The 15,730-nt window shown below is 70.2% G+C and carries 11 protein-coding genes and 1 tRNA gene; 9 read left to right on the top strand and 3 right to left on the bottom strand.

Features of this window, described 5'->3' with window-relative positions; genetic code table 11:
• The first annotated feature begins 14 nt into the window (after positions 1 to 14).
• Positions 15 to 1,100 carry a DNA topoisomerase IB gene (locus ABKA19_RS02255; RefSeq protein WP_353687464.1) on the top strand — a complete coding sequence of 362 codons (1,086 nt, stop codon included), beginning with the start codon at positions 15 to 17 and terminating at the stop codon, positions 1,098 to 1,100.
• Here the strand turns inward: ABKA19_RS02255 and ABKA19_RS02260 are convergent.
• Positions 1,097 to 1,429, bottom strand: a complete 333-nt coding sequence (locus ABKA19_RS02260) for a hypothetical protein (protein WP_353687465.1) — start codon at positions 1,427 to 1,429, stop codon at positions 1,097 to 1,099. The two genes, ABKA19_RS02255 and ABKA19_RS02260, sit on opposite strands and share 4 nt — an antisense overlap.
• A gap of 172 nt (positions 1,430 to 1,601) precedes the next feature.
• On the opposite strand from ABKA19_RS02260, the gene ABKA19_RS02265 reads away from it, so the two are divergent.
• Positions 1,602 to 2,933 (top strand): sugar MFS transporter, encoded by a 1,332-nt coding sequence (locus ABKA19_RS02265; protein WP_353687466.1) that lies wholly within the window; start codon positions 1,602 to 1,604, stop codon positions 2,931 to 2,933.
• A 3-nt stretch (positions 2,934 to 2,936) separates the two neighbouring features.
• Positions 2,937 to 3,848: a carbohydrate kinase family protein gene (locus ABKA19_RS02270; RefSeq protein ID WP_353687467.1), complete on the top strand. Its 912-nt coding sequence runs from the start codon at positions 2,937 to 2,939 to the stop codon at positions 3,846 to 3,848.
• Positions 3,849 to 4,097: 249 nt separating this feature from the next.
• Here the strand turns inward: ABKA19_RS02270 and ABKA19_RS02275 are convergent, their stop codons facing one another.
• Positions 4,098 to 5,288 (bottom strand): AGE family epimerase/isomerase, encoded by a 1,191-nt coding sequence (locus ABKA19_RS02275; protein WP_353687468.1) that lies wholly within the window; start codon positions 5,286 to 5,288, stop codon positions 4,098 to 4,100.
• A 351-nt stretch (positions 5,289 to 5,639) separates the two neighbouring features.
• Here ABKA19_RS02275 and ABKA19_RS02280 point away from each other — a divergent pair, with 351 nt between their 5' ends.
• Both ABKA19_RS02280 and ABKA19_RS02285 read left to right on the top strand, forming a co-directional pair.
• Entirely contained in the window at positions 5,640 to 6,719 is a 1,080-nt protein-coding gene (locus ABKA19_RS02280) for a catalase family peroxidase (RefSeq protein WP_353687469.1), read from the top strand.
• Positions 6,716 to 7,249: a cytochrome b gene (locus ABKA19_RS02285; protein WP_353687470.1), complete on the top strand. Its 534-nt coding sequence runs from the start codon at positions 6,716 to 6,718 to the stop codon at positions 7,247 to 7,249. Before ABKA19_RS02280 ends, ABKA19_RS02285 begins: the two co-directional genes overlap by 4 nt.
• Positions 7,250 to 7,389: 140 nt before the next feature.
• On the opposite strand, the gene ABKA19_RS02290 is transcribed toward ABKA19_RS02285, so the two are convergent.
• Positions 7,390 to 7,466: transfer RNA gene (locus ABKA19_RS02290), tRNA-Arg, on the bottom strand.
• 632 nt (positions 7,467 to 8,098) lie between these two features.
• Between ABKA19_RS02290 and ABKA19_RS02295 the strand changes: the two genes are divergently transcribed.
• The 4 genes from ABKA19_RS02295 (at position 8,099) to ABKA19_RS02310 (ending at position 15,650) form a co-directional block, all read left to right on the top strand.
• Positions 8,099 to 9,439, top strand: a complete 1,341-nt coding sequence (locus ABKA19_RS02295; protein WP_353687471.1) for a TolC family outer membrane protein — start codon at positions 8,099 to 8,101, stop codon at positions 9,437 to 9,439.
• On the top strand, positions 9,436 to 11,628 hold the full coding sequence (locus tag ABKA19_RS02300; RefSeq protein ID WP_353687472.1) for a type I secretion system permease/ATPase: 2,193 nt from the start codon (positions 9,436 to 9,438) through the stop codon (positions 11,626 to 11,628). The genes ABKA19_RS02295 and ABKA19_RS02300 overlap by 4 nt, the downstream gene beginning before the upstream one ends.
• Positions 11,625 to 12,803 carry a beta-barrel domain-containing protein gene (locus tag ABKA19_RS02305; RefSeq protein WP_353687473.1) on the top strand — a complete coding sequence of 393 codons (1,179 nt, stop codon included), beginning with the start codon at positions 11,625 to 11,627 and terminating at the stop codon, positions 12,801 to 12,803. The genes ABKA19_RS02300 and ABKA19_RS02305 overlap by 4 nt, the downstream gene beginning before the upstream one ends.
• 63 nt (positions 12,804 to 12,866) lie before the next feature.
• On the top strand, positions 12,867 to 15,650 hold the full coding sequence (locus ABKA19_RS02310; protein WP_353687474.1) for a tandem-95 repeat protein: 2,784 nt from the start codon (positions 12,867 to 12,869) through the stop codon (positions 15,648 to 15,650).
• The last annotated feature ends 80 nt before the right edge of the window (positions 15,651 to 15,730 follow it).

Here is a 15,730-nt window from a genome sequence, read left to right on the forward strand (position 1 = left end):
TCCAGGCATGGCCGATGTCGACCGCTTCCTCCGCCGCCAGCAGCGACAACGCACACGACGCCGACCGCGCCGGCCTGGTCCACGTGGCCGACGGCGAAGCTGGCATCCGCCGGCGCCGGCAGGGCTGCGGCTTCTCCTATCGCCGCGCCGGTGGCGGCCCGGTTCGCGACCCGCGCACCCTGGCCCGCATCCGCGCGCTGGCGATCCCGCCGGCCTGGCAGGACGTGTGGATCTGCGCCGATCCGCGCGGCCACCTGCAGGCCACAGGCCGCGATGCGCGCGGGCGCAAGCAGTACCGCTACCACCCGGAGTGGGCGCGGCACCGGGGCAGCGGCAAGTTCGAGCGGATCGTCGCCTTCGGCCATGCCCTGCCGGCGCTGCGCCGGCAGTTGCGCCGCGACCTGGCGCGCGAGGGCCATCCGCGCGAGAAGGTCCTGGCCATTGTCGTGGCGGTGATGGACGACACCCTGCTGCGGATCGGCAACGACGCCTACCGCCGGCAGAACCGCTCCTATGGCCTCACTACCCTGCGCAACCGCCACGTCGCGTTCCTGGCCGGCGGCCGCGCGCGGATCGCCTTCCGCGGCAAGGGCGGGCAGCCGCAGGAAGCGGTCCTGGACGACCGCCGCCTGGTGCGGCTGATGCGCCGCTGCCGCGAGCTGCCCGGGCAGTGCCTGTTCCAGTACCGCGACGACGACGGCGCGCTGGTGCCGGTGCGCTCCAGCGAGGTCAACGAATACCTGCGCCAGGCCATGGGCGAGGCGTTCACCGCCAAGGACTTCCGCACCTGGGGCGGCACCGTGGCGGCGATGCGCGGCCTGGCGGCACTGGGCGTGGCGCCGGAGGCCGAACGCGAATGCGCGCGCCTGCAGGGCGAGGTGGTGCGTGCGGTCGCCGACGAACTGGGCAATACCCCGGCCGTGTGCCGCAAGGCCTATATCGATCCGGCTGTATTCGAGGGCTGGCGCCGCGGCGAACTGGACGGCATCGCCGGGCGTTGCCGCGGCCCGCGCCAGTGGGAGCAGGCCGCGCTCGTGTTCCTGCGCCGCGCGCATCGGCCGGTGCGCGCCCGGCGCGGCACGGGGCAAGCCGCGTCCTAGCTGCAGGACAGGCCGGTGATCGCGTTGTTGCGGCCGGTTTCCACGGTCAGCCGCGAGCCGCCGCTGGTCACCGGCACCGGCGCATTCGCGCCGCCGGGGCGCATTTCCGCACCGCGCACCACCTGCACCTCGGTGCTGTCGCTGTCCACGCGCGCGCGCTGGATCGTGGCATCGGAGGCGGCCAGGCCGACCGCGCCGCGCACCTTTTCCGTATGGCACTGGCCGGAAATGGTGCCGTCGATCGGCGCGACCCCGGCGATCTGCGGGCCGGCGCAGGCGGCGAGCAGGCAGGTGGCGGTGGCGAGGCTGCAGGCGAGGATGCGGGACATGGCACGGCTCCGGGGAATTCGGGCCTCCAGCCTGTCGCGCCCGGCGTTGGCGGCGGATGAAGGCCGGGTATTCCGCCCGGGGATGGCGCCCCGCCAGCCACGGCATATGCGGCGCCGGGCAGCCGGACCGGGCATGATCGGCAGCTTCGACAGACCGGGGAGCACAGCGTCGATGCACATCAACCACCCACAGGATGCCGGCGCCGCCGGCACCGCCGGCACCGCCGGCACCGGCACCGCACCGTCCTCGCGGCTGCTGCCGCTGGTGATCACGCTGTTCTTCGCCTGGGGCTTCTGCACGGTGCTGGTGGACGTGCTGATCCCCAAGCTCAAGGCGACGTTCTCGCTCAACTACGCCGAGGCGATGCTGACCCAGTTCTGCTTCTTCCTCGCCTACTTCGTGGTGTCGATCCCGGCCGGCCTGCTGGTCAGCCGGATCGGCTACCTGCGCGGCATCGTGCTCGGCCTGCTGGTGATGGCCGGCGGCTGCCTGATGTTCTCGCCGGCGGCCTCGTCAGGCTGGTACCCGGCGTTCCTGGCCGCACTGTTCGTGCTGGCCGGCGGCATCACCCTGGTCCAGGTCGCGGCCAACCCGCTGGTGGCCGGGCTCGGCGATCCGGCGCGCGCGCACAGCCGGCTCACGCTGGCGCAGGCGTTCAATTCGTTCGGCACCATGATCGGCCCGCTGTTCGGCTCGGCGCTGATACTCGCCGCCGGGGTGTCCGAGCCGACCCCGGGCATGGACGCGGCCGCGCTGGCCGCATTCCGGGTCGAGCAGGCCGGCCACGTGCGCCTACCCTACATGATCATCGCCGCGGTGCTGGTCGGCCTGGCCGCACTGTGCTGGTGGGTGCGGCGCTCGCCGGTGCCGGCGGTGCGCCCGGTCGGGCACGCCGACTACCGGCGCCTGCTCGGCATGCCGCGGGTCAGCCTCGGCGCGCTGTCGATCTTCCTGTACGTCGGCGCCGAAGTGGCGATCGGCAGCGCCCTGGTCAACTACCTGATCATGGCCGGCGCGACCAGTTCCGAGCACGCCGCCGGCAACCTGATCGCGGTGTACTGGGGCCTGGCGATGGTCGGCCGCTTCATCGGCTCGTGGGTGCTGCGCTTCGTCGCCCCGGGGCTGGTGCTGGCGGTATGCGCGGTCAGCGCCGCGACGCTGGCGGTGCTGGCCGGCACGGTGCTCGAAGGCACCGTCGCGGCGGTGGCGATCCTGTCGATCGGCCTGTTCAACTCGGTGATGTTCCCGACCATCTTCACCCTGTCGATCGACGGCCTGGGCGAGGACACGCCGGGCGCGTCGGGCATCCTCTGCCTGGCGATCGTCGGCGGCGCGATCGTGCCGCTGCTGATGGGCCTGGCCGCCGACCGCATCGGCCTGGCGCTGGCGCTGCTGGTGCCGGCGGTGTGCTACCTGTGGATCGCCGCCTACGGCCTGCTGGTGAAAGCCGGGATGATCGGCTCGGCACCCGCGGCGCCGGCACCGGTAGCTTCGGACGCCTGAGCCGTGGCGGACGAGCCGGCGCGCGCGCTGCCACGCTTGCTGGTGTTCGGCGAGGCGCTGACCGACTTCGTCCGCACCGGCGCGGACACCTGGCGCAGCGTCGCCGGCGGTGCGTGCTGGAACGTGGCACGCGTGGCGGCGACGCTGGACGTGCCCACTGGCTGGGCCGGCTCGGTCAGCGACGACCTGTTCGGCCGCGACCTCATCGACAAGTCGCGCGACGCTGGCCTGGACCCGCGCTTCGCCCAGGTGGTCGATGCGCCGCCGCTGCTGGCGATGGTCCACCAGCTGTCGCCGCCGCAGTACTTCTTCACCGGTTCGGCCGACCTGGCCTTCGATCCGTCGCGCCTGCCGGCCGGATGGGAACGCGCCTGCGAGTACGCGCACTTCGGCTGCATCAGCCTGGTCCGGCAGCCGCTGGGCGCGCGCCTGGTCGCGCTTGCCGAGTCGCTGCACGCGGCAGGCGTGCCGCTGAGCTTCGACCCGAATTGCCGCAACCTGATGGGCGCGGATTACCCGCCGCTGTTCGAGCGCATGGCCGCGCTCGCCGACACGATCAAGCTGTCCGACGAGGACCTGCGCCACGTGTATCCCGGGCTGCCGATGGACGCGGCCCTGGCCCGGGTGCGTGCGCTGGCGCCGCACGCGACGTTGCTCTACACCCGCGGCGCTGACGGGATGACCGCCTGGTCGGACGATGGCGCGGCGATCGAACAGCCGGCGTTCCTAGTGGCGGTGGCCGATACGGTAGGCGCTGGCGACGCCTGCGTCGGCGGGTTCCTGGCGAGCCGGTTGCAGGCGCCCTATGCCGCCCTGGCGACCCACGTGCGCTTCGCCGCCGCGACCGCCGCCGCCGCCTGTACTCGTCCGGGCGCGCACGCCCCGTCCCGCGCCGAAGTCGAGGCCCTCCTGTAGGAGCCCATCCTCATGGGCGACCCGAGGACGTCCAAGGACGCGCAGGGTCGATCCGATGTATCGCTTCAGGCGAGCAAGGAACCGCCACCCGCCATGTCGACAGGGACCTCGGGGCGCCGATAAGGATCGGCTCCTACACCGGCGTCCCCCGCCACGAAGTCGAGGCCCCCTGCTGTAGGAGCCCATCCTCATGGGCGACCCGAGGCATCCACGGGCACCGACGGCACGCGCAATCCCGGGTGGCATCGCCTACACCACCCGCAACACCTCGTAGCACGCGCCCATGGTGTGGTAGTCGGTCTTGCCGGCCGGGCTCTTCTCGTCGGTGAGCTTGCGGTTGTCCGGCCCGAGGATGCGGTACCACGCGCCGTGCTCGTGGTCGACGAAATGGCGCCAGCTGTAGTCCCAGAGGCGGTCGTACCACTGCCAGTAGCCCGCCTCGCCGGTGCGCCCGGCGAGCAGCGCGGCGGTGGCCAGCGCCTCGGCCTGCACCCAGAAGTACTTGTCATCGTCGTAGAAGCCGCCTTCCATGTCGTTGCCGTAGACCAGGCCGCCGTGACGGGGATCCCAGGCCATCGCCACGGCGCGGTCGAACAGCGCGCGCGCACGTGGCAGGTGGCCGGCATCGGGCGCGTGGCGGTCGAGGACCAGCAGCAGCTTGGCCCACTCGACCTGGTGGCCGGGCTGGAAGCCCCATGGGCGGAAGATGTTGCTGCGGTCGCCGCGGTTGTAGTCCCAGTCCACCGACCAGTCGTCGCGGTAGTGCTCCCAGACCAGGCCACCGGCGAGCGCGGCCTGGCGGCCGGTCATGTTCGCCGCCAGCAGCTGCGCGCGCTGCAGGTAGCGCGGCTCGCCGCTGGCCTCGAACGCCGCCAGCCACGCTTCGCAGGCGTGCATGTTCGCGTTCTGGCCGCGGTACCGCGACAGTTGCCAGGCCGCCGTCGCCTCGTCGGCATACAGGCCGTGTTGCGGTTCCCAGAAGCGTCGTTCCATCAGCTGCCAGGTCTCCTCCAGCCAGCCGCGTGCTTCCTCCATTCCCGCTTCCAGCGCCTTGGCATAGGCGAGCACGACGAAGGCCAGGCCGTAGCAGTGGTTGGTCGCGTCCTGCACCTGGCCGTCATGCAGCACCCAGGCGTAGCCGCCTGTACCGGGATTGCGGTGCGCGTCACGCAGGAAGGCGATGCCGTGGCGCACCGCCTCTCGGTAGGCCGGGTCGCCGAACGCCTGCCAGGCCATCGAGTAGTTGAAGACGAAGCGCGTGCTGCTGACCAGGTGCCGGGTGCGCGGGTCATAGACCGTGCCGTCGTCCTTGAAGAACTGGAAGAAGCCGCCGGCCGGATCGATGCAGCGCGGATGGTAGAAGGCCATGGTGTCGCGCACGTGTCCGAGCAGGAACTCGCGCGAACGGAAGTCGGGCAGGGCGGAAGCGGAAGTGTTCATGCGGGGCGCTCGCGTGGCGGAATCGGCGCCGCAGCGGCGCGCCGGGCAAGCGTACCCGCGGCGCGCGTGCGGGGCCTATGGGCGATGCGCATAGCGGCTATGCCGCAGAAGATTGTTGGCCCGTGAGGTTGCGCCGACTCATCGATGCCGGCACGGATGGCGACGTGGCTGGACGGCGCGGCCGGAAGCGGTGATCCTCGTCGACGCAGGCGGATGTCCGATGCCCGGCCACACATCGGCGCAATCCATCCTGGCCGGTCACCAGGGCATCGTGCCCCTCGTACCCGCCCGGCGACTCGGGCACCATGCGACCGAGGCCATGCGGAAGAACGCCCGTGGAGGTGTAACGGTATGACCACGCGCCGACTGCGTATCCCGCCACGCTGGCGGTCACTGCTTCCGTTCGCCGGCATCGCCATGGTGGTGGGTGGCCTGGCCGCCGCCTTCGCCTGGACGGCGGGCTGGCTGACCCCGGAGCGCGTCACTGCGCCACGGCTGGTGGACGCCATCGAGAACGGCGAGCCCCATGCGGGCTTCCGGCGCGCGCACGCGCGTGGTGTGTGCGTGGCGGGGTGGTTCGAGCCCACGGCCGAGGCGACGTCGCTGTCGCGGGCCCGGGTGTTCTCGCAGGCGCGCACGCCTGCCATCGGTCGCATGTCGATCGGTGGCGGCGACCCGCTGGGCGCCGAGGCGCAGGCACGCGTGCGCAGCCTGGCGCTCCAGCTGGATACCGACGACGGCCAGCAGTGGCGGCTGGCGATGAACAGTTTCCCGTTCTTCGCGGTATCCACGCCGCAGGCGTTCGCCGAGCAGGTCGTGGCCTCGCGGCCGGACCCGGCCACCGGCAAGCCCGACCCGGGCAAGATGCAGGCCTTCCTCGGGCGCCACCCCGAGGCCGCCCGCTTCATGGCATGGGCCGGGTCGGCGCCGTGGTCGAGCAGCTTCGCCAACACCGCTTACAACGGCGTGCATGCCTTCGCGTTCACCAATGCGGAAGGTGAGCGCCGCTATGTGCGCTGGTCCTTCGTGCCGCAGGCGCCGTTCGAGCCGCTGGCGCCGGCGCAGCGCCAGGCGGCCGAGGCCGGCTATCTCACCGACGAGTTGGCCGCCCGGTTGGCCAAAGGCCCGTTGCGCTGGACGCTCGAGCTGACCCTCGCCGAGCCGGGCGACCCGATCGAAGATCCCTCGCAGCCCTGGCCGGTAGCGCGGCAGCGCGTGGCCGCCGGCACCCTCGTGCTCGAGCGCGCCTACGACCAGGCCACCGGTGACTGCCGCGACGTCAACTTCGACCCGACGGTGTTGCCGGCGGGGATCGCGCCGTCGCGCGATCCGGTGCTGGCCGCGCGCGCGGCGGCGTACTCGGTGTCGTTCAACCGCCGCCTGCGCGAAGTTGCCGCCGGCGCCGGCCAGGCCACGGGAGACGCCGAATGAGTGGCGATCGCACGCATTTCACCCGCACCGCGCGCTGGCTGCACTGGTCGATGGCGGCGATGATCCTGGCGATGCTGTTCATCGGCGTGGCCATGGTCACCTCGCTCGAGCTGCGCCCCTGGCTGCTCGACCTCCACCGGCCGCTGGGCCTGCTGGTTCTGCTGCTGGCGTTGGTCCGGCTATGGCACCGGCGCCGGAACCCGCCGCCCCCGCTGCCCGCCTCCCTGCCCCGGTTGCAGGCCCGCCTCGCCCGTGCCTCTCACGTGGCGCTGTACACACTGATGTTCGCCATGCCGCTGCTGGGCTGGGCGATGAGCTCGGCCGGCGGCTACGTGGTGGCCCTGCCTTTCGGCTTCGCGTTGCCGCCGCTGGCGCCCCAGCATCCGGCGCTCTACACCCTGCTGCGTGGCGCCCACGGCGCGCTCGGCTATGCCTTTTTCGCCATCGTGCTCGTCCACGTCGCCGGGGCCCTGCACCACGCCTGGGTGCGGCGCGATGGCGTTTTCGAGGCGATGACCGGCAAGCGGTGAGCCAGGCCCGAGCCGGTCGTGGCCCTCACGCGGACCGGTGCAAGCAGTGCGTATGCGGCGAGCGAGGAATCGTCGCGCGCTGCGGACGGCGCGCGCGATGGCCGGCCGTCCCGGTCGGTGACCGGCGTGTCGCAGGGAATTGGCGCGCCCGGAGGGATTCGAACCCCCGACCAATGGCTTCGGAAGCCACTACTCTATCCGGCTGAGCTACGGGCGCGTGGCCGGGCATTGTAGCGGAAATCGCCCGGCTGGCGCCGTTGGCAGGCTTCCGGGTCCTGCCAGCGCGAGGGGGTGCCTGCAGGTTCTCCCAGCCCGAGCACGGCGCCGGGCGACGGTCGCCAGCCAGCGGATCCTCACGGCGTTGACCCGACGAGCGCTTCTGAAGGGATATGTGACTAAAGTCAGATTTATCATGCGTGCCGTCATGCGCTAATCGCGCGTGTGCCCCTCGCGTTTGCGGGGGGGTCTCCGGGGAAGGGAGGCGCCAGGCGACGGATGGTGGCCTGGCGTGTGCAGGCGGGGGATCGGATAAACCTCATCGGGGTGGTCGTCGACGACGGCCGCCAGCGACGCATGCGCCTATGCGTCGCCCGCCTGCGTCCTCTCGCCCCGGGTTCCCGTGTCCAGGCCGAAGAAGCAAGAGAAGAATGCAGGATGTCGTTTGAGTTCGAAGTGGGCCACCCCACGCTACCCACTTCGTCCAGTCCTGGTCCGGCCCGGCAGGAATGTTCCGCAGTGGCGTCGCCGCCGGCGACGCTCTCTGCCGTCCCGTTCCCTTGCGGCCGATCCACGCAAGGTCCCGGCCGCTTCCCGCGTCCCCGGCGGAATCGCCGCGATGCCCTGCTTTTGGTGCTGGCTGTCCTGCCGGCCAGCATGATCGCCGCGCATGCGCGGGAGCCGGGGGCCGAGGAAGCCCCTCCGCCCGGCCAGGTCGTGCAATCGGCGACGGCGCCGGCGGCACTCGACATGCACGGGGCCATCGACGCAGCCCTGTCCTGGCACCCACGGATCCGCGATGCGCTCGGCTCCTTCCAGCAGTACGGCGACTATGTCGACGTGGCCCGCGCCGGCTACCTGCCGCAGGTCCGCGCCGGCCTGAACACCGAGCAGGGAAACCGCGAGATCGCCGGCTACGACAGCCGGCGCCTGCATCGCTTCACCATGACCGTCTCGCAGATGCTGTACGACTTCGGCAAGGTGTCCAGCGAAGTCGACCTGGCGCAGGCACAACGGGCGTCGGAGCAGGCGGGCGTGTTGCTGGCGATCGACGACGTAGCACGCGAGGCGGCACAGGCCTGGATCGAGGTGGATCGGCAGAAGACCCTGCTGGAGATCGCGCGCGAACAATCGCATGGAATAACCGCCATCGCCGACCTGGTTCGCGAGCGCCATGCCCGCGGTGCCGCGCCCCTGTCGGACGAGATGCAGGCGCGGTCCCGAGAGGAGGCCGCGCGCGCGAACGAAGTGGAGGCGGAAGCGCAGCTGCAGCGCTGGCGCACGCGGCTGCAGCTGCTGACGCGCACCCGGGCGCTGCCGGAGACCGCTGGGGAGCCGGCGGCGGAGTTGCAAGGGGCTTGCGCAGCCGGAGAGGCCCGGCTGCCGCCGCCGCAGGTGCTGATGGCCCAGGCGCAGCAACTCGCGGCCCAGGCCGACGTTCGCCGCGTGCGCGCAGGCAGCCTGCCGACCCTGTCGCTGGACGGCTCGGTCAGCCGCGGCCTGGACGATGCCTCGCGGCAATACGGCGACTACGACGGCACGGTGATGCTCAACCTCTCCGGGCCGTTGTACGAAGGCGGCGGCAACCGGGCGCGCCAGCGCGCCGCCGGCCACGGGTTGACCGCCGCCGATGCGGCGCTGGAGCGCGCCCGCCTGGACGCACGCCAGTCGTTGCAGGACGCGCGCCTGCGCGCGAGCGGCTACCAAGCGCGTGAGCGCCTGCTCGCCGGTCGTACCGACAGCATCGAGCAGACCCGCGGCCTGTATCGCCAGCAGTACCTGGACCTGGGCACCCGCTCCCTGCTGGACCTGCTCAATGCCGAGCAGGAATACCAGCTGGCCCGCCTGGACGCGGCCAACAACCGTTACGAACTGCAGCGCGTGCAGGTCGATTGCCTGTACGCGTCCGGCCGCATGCGCGAGGCCTTCGCTTCCGACCCCGCGCAACTGGAACCGCTGGAAACCTTCCGATGAACGTTGCACATGCCCTGCCGCCGGCTACTCCGGTGGATGCAGCAATCCCCGACCTGGCGCCCTGGGTGGATGCGATCCTGCGGGTCGCCGCCCACTACCGCATCGACTGCTCGCGCGAGGCGATCCGCATTGCCTCGGCCTGGAACGGCCGGCAGGCGGGCACCGAAGCCGGCATCGAGCGGGCGGTGGCCGCCCTCGCCCGCCAGGCTGGCCTGGCCGTGCGCTGGGTCGCCGCCGATGCCGCGCAGCTCACGTCCTGGCGCCTGCCGGTGGTGGTCGAACTTCGCGGAGGGCAGGTCGGCGTAATCACCGCTGCCGGTGGCGAGGGCTGGACGTTGGCCTTCAGTGGCGATGCCGGGCTCGACAGTCACCTGCCAACCGGCTCGCTGCAGTCCTCGATTCGACGAATGGCGGTGATGCGCCCTTTGCGCTCGGCTCCCGATTCGCGCGTGGACGACTACCTCAAACCGTTCGCACCGGACTGGTTGCGATCGCTTGTCCTGTCCGACCTGCGGCCCTACGGTCATGTCCTGCTGGCATCGCTGGTGGCCAATGCCATGGCGTTGGCCGGCGTGCTGTTCTCGATGCAGGTCTACGACCGCGTCATTCCGGCGCAGTCGCATCCCACGCTGTACGTGCTGTTCGGTGGCGTGATGCTGGCGACGGTCTTCGCCTGGGTCATGCGCCAGGCGCGCACCCGGATCATCGAGGTGCTGGGCAAGCGCGCCGACTTGCGCATCTCAGACCGCGTCTTCGGCCACGCCATGCGCGTTACCAACGCCGCGCGGCCGAAGGCGACCGGCACGTTCATCTCGCAGCTGCGCGAGCTGGAGCAGGTCCGGGACATGATGACCTCGACCACCGTCGCGGCCATCGCCGACCTGCCGTTCTTCGTGCTGTTCTGCCTGGTGTTCGGGTTCATCGCCGGCGGGCTGGTCTGGATTCCGGTGGCCGCCATGGTCGCCATGGTGGTGCCGGGGCTGCTGGTGCAGAAGCGGCTGCGCGCCCTGGCCCAGGCGGGCATGCGCGAGGGCGCCTTGCGCAACGCGATGCTGGTGGAGGTGGTGCAGGGCGTGGAGGACATCAAGCTCCTGCAGGCCGAGCCCCGCTTCCAGCAGCAGTGGAACCACTACAACCTGGTCGCCGCGGACTCGGGCATGCGGCTGCGCGACCTGGTGGGTACGCTCAACAACTGGTCGCAGACGGTGCAGGCCGTGGTCTTCGCGGTCGTGGTGTGCGTCGGCGCGCCGATGGTGATGGCCGGCGACATGACCACCGGCGTGCTGGTGGCCGCCTCGATCCTGGCCGGCCGCATGCTGGCGCCGCTGGCCAGCGTCACCCAGCTGCTCAACCGCTGGCAGCAGGCGAAAGTGGCCAAGGAAAGCCTGGATGCCTTGTTGCAGTTGCCGGTCGACGCACCCGAGCATGGCCAGCGCATCCAACGGCCGGTGCTGCATGGCGACTACGCGCTGCGCGAGGCGGCGTTCAGCCACGATGGCGAGGCCACGGCGCTGGAAGTCGATTCCCTGGCGATCGCGCGCGGCGAGAAGATCGCGGTCCTCGGCCGCAATGGCGCCGGCAAGTCGACCCTGCTGCGCGCGCTGTCGGGAATGATGATGCCCGCGACGGGCCAAGTCCTGCTCGATGGCGCCAGCCTGGCCCACCTGGATCCGGGCGATGTCCGCCGCGACGTCGGGTTCCTCGCGCAGGAAGCGCGCCTGTTCCATGGCACCCTGCGCGAGAACCTGCAGCTGGGTGCACCGTCGGCCACTGATCGGGAGCTGGAACACGCGCTGCGCACGGCCCAGGCCTGGGACTTCGTGCAGGGCCTGGCGGCGGGCCTGGATCACCGCATCCTGGAAGGCGGCCTCGGCCTGTCCGGTGGGCAACGGCAGGGATTGCTGCTCGCCCGTACCCTGTTGCGGCAGCCACGAGTGCTGCTGCTCGACGAGCCGACCGCATCGCTGGACGAGGCCGCTGAGCAGCATGTCATCCGCACCCTGGGCAGCATGACCCCCGATACCACGCTGGTGGTCGCCACCCACCGCAGGCCCGTACTACAACTGGTCGATCGGGTGATCGTGGTCGACCGCGGCCGGATCGTCGCCGATGGGCCGCGGGATGAGGTGCTCAAGCGCCTGTCGCAGGCCGCAACGCAGTCCCCGGCGACCAAAGGAACGGGCGCATGAGGCCGGTCGTCGATGATGTGTTCGACCTGGACGAAGCCGGCGCCAGCCGCTCCTCGCGGGTGGTGCTGTGGATCGCGGCGTTCCTGCTCGCGTTCCTGGGCTGGGCCTGGTTCTTCGAGATCGACGAAGTATCCAGCGGCGGCGGACAGGTGATTCCCATCTCGCGCGAACAGACCATCCAGTCGCTCGAGGGTGGGATCCTGGCGCAGTTGGCGGTGGCCGAAGGCGACATCGTCGAGGCCGGCCAGGTGCTGGCCCAGCTCGATGCCACCCGCGGCGAGTCCAGTGTCGAGGAGACCGCGGCCAAGTACCGCGCCGCGCGGGCGGCCTCGGTCCGGTTGCAGGCGGAGGTCGATGGCCGAGCGGCCCTGCAGTTTCCCGAAGAGCTCGACGGTCATGCCGACCTGGCTGCGGCCGAGACCGCGTTGTTCCGCCAGCGCCGGGCGAGCCTGCAGGAGTCGTTGTCCGGCCTGCAGCGCTCGCGCGAGCTGGTCGGTCGCGAGCTGGAGATCACCGAGTCGCTGCTCAAGACTGGCGCGGCCAGCAACGTCGAACTGCTGCGCCTGCAAAGGCAGCGCTCGGAGCTGGACCTGAAGATCGCCGAAGTGCGCTCGGAATACATGGTGCGCAGCCGCGAGGAGCTGGCAAAGGCCAACGCCGAGGTGGAGTCGCTTTCTTCGGTGATGCGTGGCCGTGCCGACTCGCTGGACCGGCTGACCCTGCGCTCGCCCGTGCGCGGCGTTGTCAAGGACATCGAGGTCACCACCCTCGGCGGCGTGGTTCCGCCCAACGGCAACCTGATGACGATCGTTCCGCTGGGCGACCGCCTGCTGGTAGAGGCGCGGGTATCGCCTCGCGACATTGCCTTCATCCATCCGGGGCAGGATGCGCTGGTCAAGGTCACCGCCTACGACTACGCCATCTACGGCGGGCTGCCCGGCAAGGTGGTGACCGTCTCGCCGGACACCATCCGCGACGAGGTCAAGCCCGAGATCGTCTACTACCGCGTGTTCGTGCGCACCGACAGCGACGAGCTGCGCAACAAGGCCGGTACCGGGTTTCCGATCGTGCCCGGCATGGTCACCACCGCCGATATCCGTACCGGCAGCAAGACGGTGTGGCAATACCTGATCAAACCGATGAACCGAGCGCGCGAGGCACTGCGCGAGCGCTAGTCCGACCGTCTGCAACAGCCGGCCAGCGCAGCTGCCCGGTTCCAACCCAGGAGAGCAAGCACGATGTCGCTTACGTCAGAAGTGGTCTACAAGTCCAACGGGGTACGCGTGGCCAGCGAGGCCACGAGCATGCAGCTCGAAGGCCCGGCGACGGTGAAGCTGGGCGTGGACCCGCAGTCGGTGCTGCGCTTGGAGCGTGCCGGCGACGACCTGGTGCTGGTGCTCAAGGACGGCCGCAAGGTCACCGTGTCGGACTTCTTCGCCGTCGACGCGCAAGGCCAGGGCAGCGACCTGGTGCTGCAGGGCCAGGACGGGGTGTCCTGGCTGGGTGAGCGCACCGGGGCCGGTGCGGACTTCCACTTCACCCAGATGCCGGCCGAAGCCGCGCCTGTGGCGGCCGCGGCCGGAGCCGGTGGCAGCAGCATGCCCTGGGTGCTGGCCGGCCTGGGCGGTGCCGGCGCCCTGGCGGCGGCCGGCGGCGGCGGGGGTGGCGGCGGCGACGACAGCCCGGCGCCAGCGGTGAACAACCCGCCCACCGCCACCGCGCAGCCGCTGTCCTTGGACGAGGACACGCCGGGCTTGGGCCGGATCACGGCCAGCGACCCGGACGGCAACACGTTGACCTACCGGCTGGCCACCGGCCCGACCCACGGCAGCGTGACCGTCGACCCAAAAACCGGCGCCTACGACTACACGCCCAAGGCCCACTACCACGGCGAGGACAGCTTCGCGATCGCGGTGGAGGACGGCAAGGGCGGCAGCACGACGGTGACCGTCAAAGTGACGGTCACGCCGGTCAACGATGCACCGTACGGCATTGACTACACCCATGAGGGACTGGAAGACCTGTCGTTCTCCTCCTCGATCGGCGCTTCGGATCGGGACGGCGACACGCTGGTCTACAGCCTGGCCACCGGTCCGCAACACGGCAGCGTGGTGGTCAACCCGGACGGCACCTACGTCTACACGCCGGCGGCCAACTACCACGGGGTCGACACGTTCACGGTACTGGCCGATGACGGGCATAGTGGCACCGCGTTGAACAAGGTGACCATCACGCTCGCACCGGCGAACGATGCGCCAACAGCGCTGTTCGAGGAATTCTTCTCGCCGGAAGACGCGGTCTTCAATGGCCGGATCAAGGCGAGCGATCCGGAGGGAGATACGCTCTCCTACGCCCTGGACCGGGCGCCGGCTCATGGCACCGTCACGGTCAACGCCGATGGAACCTACACCTATGTTCCGGATGCGGACGTCAACGGCTACGACGAATTCACGGTAACCGTGAGCGACGGCAACGGCGGGGTCACCACTACCGGCGCGAGGATCTTCTTCGAACCGGTCAACGACGCGCCGACCGTGGAAGACCAGGTCGTGACCACGCTCGAAGACACGCCCGTCAACGGCCAGGTGATAGCGCAGGACATCGATGGCGACGCGCTGGATTACATCCGAGGGTCGGACCCGGCGCATGGCAGGCTCATCATGCGCTTGGATGGCACGTACACCTATATCCCCGACGACCACTTCCATGGCACGGATACGTTCACCGTCATCGCGCGCGACAACAAGGGCGGCACCGCCACCAGCACAGTCACGGTCACGGTCGAGTCGGTGAACGACGCACCGTGGATCCTGCCGCAGACCCTGGCAACCGAAGCGGAGACGCCCCTGACAGGAGCGGTCATCGCCATCGACTTCGATGGCGATGCGATGTCGTACCAGCTGGCACCGGTGCCGGCAGGCACCACCGCGGGTCATGTGGACATGCGCGTCGATGGTACATACACCTATACGCCGGCCGCCGGATTCGCGGGCACGGACCGGTTCCTGGTGCGGGTGACCGACAGCCAAGGCCTCGTTTCCGACGAATGGCTGACGGTGGAGGTGGCACCGCCCAACCAGGCGCCGATAGTCACTTCGAACGAACCGCTCGTGGTTGATGAGGACACCCGCGGATGGGGCTCCATCACCTTCTCGGATCCCGACGGAGCCTATCTGGTCTATCGGATCCATACGGCCCCCGCCCATGGCAGCGTCACCATCAGTACGGTCGGGCACACGACGCTCCAGTATTCCTACGACCCCGACCCGGATTACAACGGGCCCGACAGTTTCGTGGTCGAGACGAGCGACGGTCGAGGCGGAGTCACGACTGCGACAGTGATGGTCACGGTGAACCCGGTAAACGACGCGCCGATCGTCACCCCGGCAATGGTGTCCGGGATCGAGGACACGCCCGTGCACGGAAGCGTGACCGCCACCGATATCGATGGCGGAACCTTGACCTACCAGCTGTGGGGCGGAGCCGGTTACGGCAGCGTGGTGGTCGATACTGCGACCGGCAGCTACACGTACATGCCTCCGTCCGGCTTCACGGGCACCGATGATTTCGTCGTGCGGGTGGACGATGGGCAGGGAGGCAGTACCAACGTCACCGTGTACGTCACAATCACACCGGTGGTCGATGCGGCGATGTTCTCGATGCAGCCGCTGGGTGCATATGCATCCGGCGACGGCATTCCGGCCTTGCCGGTTGGATCGATCGATACCCTTCCCGATGGTGGCCACGGGGGTATCATGGGCCGGTGCGAGTCCGGCGTCGGTCTAGGAACGGCTATGCAGGGGGAGCTCCCAACGGCCGGTTCGCACGTCCTGCCGGCCCTGCACGAAGTGCTGGTCGGCGCCGACGATGGCGGTACGGCTATCGGCTTGTTCGCTGAAGCCGCAGTGCGGTCGTCACCGTCGATGGGAGTGCCCCAGGCGGCAGGGCTGGAACTGGGGATTCTCCATGTCTCCAATCCAATCGACGATATCCAGTCGCAACACGAATTGCCCCTGGTCTGATATCGCCGAGCGCTGGTAGGCCCGGCGTCCCATTACGGACGCCGGGGGCCAGCTATCGCCGGCTCTGGAAACGAACTCTG

The sequence above is a fragment of the Pseudoxanthomonas sp. Soil82 genome (assembly GCF_040446535.1).
Taxonomy (GTDB): Bacteria; Pseudomonadota; Gammaproteobacteria; order Xanthomonadales; family Xanthomonadaceae; genus Pseudoxanthomonas; species Pseudoxanthomonas kaohsiungensis.